Source organism: Rhodococcus sp. EPR-157 (assembly GCF_001647195.1).
Classification (GTDB): domain Bacteria; phylum Actinomycetota; class Actinomycetes; order Mycobacteriales; family Mycobacteriaceae; genus Rhodococcoides.
Window position 1 is genome coordinate 1 of record NZ_LVCV01000386.1, and the last position, 3695, is coordinate 3695.

At 63.5% G+C, this 3695-nt stretch carries 3 protein-coding genes; all 3 read right to left on the reverse strand.

What is annotated here, in order from left to right:
• On the reverse strand, positions 1 to 1662 hold a 1662-nt coding region (locus tag A2J03_RS17490), incomplete at its 3' end, for an alpha/beta hydrolase-fold protein (protein WP_197480841.1).
• A gap of 246 nt (positions 1663 to 1908) precedes the next feature.
• Positions 1909 to 2922 carry an alpha/beta hydrolase gene (locus tag A2J03_RS17495; protein ID WP_068376308.1) on the reverse strand — a complete coding sequence of 338 codons (1014 nt, stop codon included), beginning with the start codon at positions 2920 to 2922 and terminating at the stop codon, positions 1909 to 1911.
• Positions 2923 to 3249: 327 nt separating this feature from the next.
• Positions 3250 to 3695 (reverse strand): alpha/beta hydrolase-fold protein (locus tag A2J03_RS17500; RefSeq protein WP_269455217.1); only part of this gene is annotated, 446 nt, incomplete at its 5' end.

Sequence of the window (3695 nt, forward strand, 5' to 3'; positions counted from 1 at the left end):
CCGGCCGCCGTCCTTGATGGGTCCGATTTCACTCGTCTTCGGGAAGCCGAGTGAGCCGTTCTCCCAACCGAGTTGGCCGTACTTGCCGAGGATCATGCCCTGCACCGAGTGGGTTCCGAGGTCGGGGCTGTGATACATCGCGCCGATCTCGAAGCCTTGCACCGCACCGGGCTTGGACGGCGTGGGTACCTCGTCGAGGACTGGGTATCCGAGCGGACCACCCTCGTATCCCTGCCGTGCCCACTCGTCGAGAATCGCTCCCCGAACTGCGTGCGCCCCGGTCTGCGGGGTGAAGTAGATCATTCCGTTCTGGAAAGCGTTGCCACGTCCACGACCGTCCGGAGTTCCGAACTCACCGGTCGTGGGGAAACCGAGCGGCCCTGCGGGTCCACCGGAGCCTTGGTAGTTGCCACCGATTGCGCCCGCGACGACCTGGGCACCGGCGTCCGCGTTGAAGAACACGCGACCGAAGCGGAAGTCCTGAGCGCGGCCGCCGGCGACGTTGTACTCCGCCGTCAAGCAGTCGCCGAGCCACGAGTTGGCACCCGAGGCGTTGCCGATCGCACCGGAAACGCTGCACGACGGCTTGTCCACCTCGACACCGAGCGAGCTCGCGAGCTGCGGCCAGAGCTGCTTCAGCTCGAACTGCCAGTACTCCCACGTGTGCAGTCCCGACGGGCGGTACACGACCTGCGCGGGTATACCGAGCTTGTTGAGCTTGGTGGCAAAGGTCTGCGAGGTGAGACGAGAGAGAATTTCCAGACCCATGCCCGCGTAGTTGGAGCTGACGCCGGGGATGCCCGACGGCGGATCGTACGGTCCCGCGACGCCGTTGCCGCTCGATACGTAGAGGCTGACACCCCGCAGCTTCTCGGCGAGTAGATAGGGGTCGTGCTGTGCCCACAGATCGTTGGTCGGCGCACCCCACATTGCCTTGGAGTTGTATCCGCCTGCATCGGCCATCGCGTACTGAATGGCCTGCGGCATACCGAGGGTGGTGGTCGTCAGCATGCCCGACAACGAACCGGCGAACTTGAAGAAGCCTTCGTTGCGTGCGGCGAGGAACATGGCCGCGGTTCCGCCCATCGACAGTCCGACGACTCCGCGGGTCTGGTTGGTACGCCAGCTCGTCTCGAGGATGGGGGGCAGTTCCTTGGTCAGGAACGTCTCCCACTGGTAGTTCTTGCCGTTGTCCTGGTCGACCCAGTCGGAGTAGAAGCTGGACTGCCCACCGACAGGAAGAACGACGTTGACGTTCTTGTCCGCGAAGTAGGACTCGGCGTCGGTCTCGGCCGTCCACCCGTTCTCCTGGTCGGTCGCACGCAGACCGTCGAGCATCCACACGGACGGGAACACCGCCGCGGGGTTGATGTTCCAGTCGCGGGCGAGCAGGAGCTGGACCTGGATGGGAGTGCCCATCGACGGAGATTCGATCCACAGCGCGACGCGACGATCCGACAGCCAATCCACCGCAGTGACTGTGGCCGCGGACGGTGCCTGCGTCTGAGTCGGCGCCGCGAGCGCTACCGGTGCAGCCTGAGCGACACCCGCCGCGCCGAAGGGTGAGATCAGTGCAGCGGCGATCACTGCGGCCGTTGCCGTCCGCCTGGCGGCTGCTCCAGCCGTAGAGCGCCGGCCGAATCGAGCAAGCCCAGTGCGCATGATGGTGACTCTCTTTCTTTTACTGCGTGTTCTCTCGCCAAGTGAAGATGTTTCGCAGACCTCTGTAGATGTCTTTCTACACGGCGACAACGTCGTATCGGCCAAGGCTCGCTGTGACAGGTGATGCAATTGTGAAAGAAAGCGGTTCACGCTCGTCGTTTTCCACGACCCACGCCCGAAATGCACCGATGCCGCCCTGCACAAGAGCAGAGCGGCATCGGTGAGTCTGGCAGGTTCCGGTGAAGATCAGGCGTTCAGAGCCTCGAGGATCTGACCGCGAGCCTTGAACAGCTCGGCCGACCAGTACGCCCAGCTGTGCGTTCCGTTGCTCGGGAAGCTGAAGGTCGCCGGGATTCCGAGCGTCGCCAGGCGAACCTGGAATGCGCGGCTGTTGGCGAGAGCCAACGCTTCGAGCGCCATGCCGTTGGCGGTGTTGTAGAAATCGATCGGCGCGCGCGGCTTGTCGTACTGACCGGGCAGGCCGGATGCAGCGGACACGTACAGCGACAGACCGCGAAGGTCAGGTGCGAAGACGAACGGGTCGTTGCGCAACCATGCCGGGCTCCACGGAGGTCCCCACATGGAATCGACGTTGAACCACGACTGCGACAGCATCGCGACACGAATGGCCTCACGCATGCCGGGTGCCGAGATGTTCAGGTAACCCGAGAACGAACCGGCGAACTTGAACTGATCGCGGTGGTACGCGGCCAGCGTCAGCGCAGCGGAGCCACCCATCGAAATTCCGAGAACGGCGTTGTTGGAGCGCGAGACGCCGTAGCCCTCGAGGAAGGCCGGCAGGTCCTGAGTCAGGAACGTCTCCCACTTGTAGGTGACTTCCTGGCCGTTCAGGTTCGACGCGGCGTACCAGTCGCTGTAGAAGCTGGCCTGGCCACCGACCGGCATGACGAGCGTGACGTCGTCGCCGGCGAATTGGTCCTGAGCGTTGGTCTCGAACGTCCATGCGTTGCGATCGTCGCGAGCACGCAGTCCGTCGAGTAGGTACAGCGCAGCATTGCCGCCGCGAGCTGCCCACTGGACCTGGACCTTGATCGGACCCATCTCGGACGGGACGAACAGGTCCTCGCGTCCACCGGCGGGAGCCTTGTGCACGATCGCGCTGGGGGCTGCTACCGCCACCGCGCCACCGACGACACCGGCTGCGATGGGAACGACGAGTGCGGCTGCACCGACGCCGAGGAGGCGCTGCCGCCATCGCTGGGACAGTGTCGGCTTGCTCTTTAGGCCGGCAAATCGCATGAAATCGTGCTCTCTCTCGTCATTCTGCGGTCTCCGCGATTCGCGGCCCCCGGCATTCCAACAGGGCTGTCTTCGGCCCCGTCGGGCCGTAGTGAAGTGTGTTCAGTTTTCCCACGCCGACCTAAGAGCCGAGAGACTCTGCAGAGACGCGCACAAGGGAGGCTATTGCAACCGACTACTCCGAAGCAAAACTGTGATCTAGATCTTAGGCTTGCTTCAGGGGTGATACCAGACTGTGACCTTATCCTGCGAAGCCCCCGCAGACCACCCTGTCAAACCAGTGAATTCTCACAAACAGTGCGGAAAGCGGGGGATCTGCCCAATCTGTCAGCCGATGTTGGCGCTCAGGTCAGGCGCCATGATGTGCACCTGCTCCTGCCAGTAACCCCACTGATGGGTTCCGACGCTCGGGAACGCGTATGTGACATTGTTCGCACCGATACTTGCCATGCGGATCTGGAACGCACGGCTGTTCGCCAATGCAATTGCCTCGAGGCCCATCGCATTGCCGGTGTTGTAGTAATCGATGAAGCTGCGCGGCCGGTCGAGGCCACCGGGCAGTCCGCTGCCTGCGAAGACCCACACTCGAGTGCCGTTGTCGCGAAGGCGAGGCGCGAACACGAACGGATCGTTACGCAACCACGCCGAGTCCCAGGGCGGTCCCCACATGGCGTCGATGTTGTAGCGGCCCGAATCGAGGAGTGCGAGACGCATTGCCTCACGCATGCCCGGTGCCGAGATGTTCAGGTAGCCCGAGAGTGAACCCGCATACG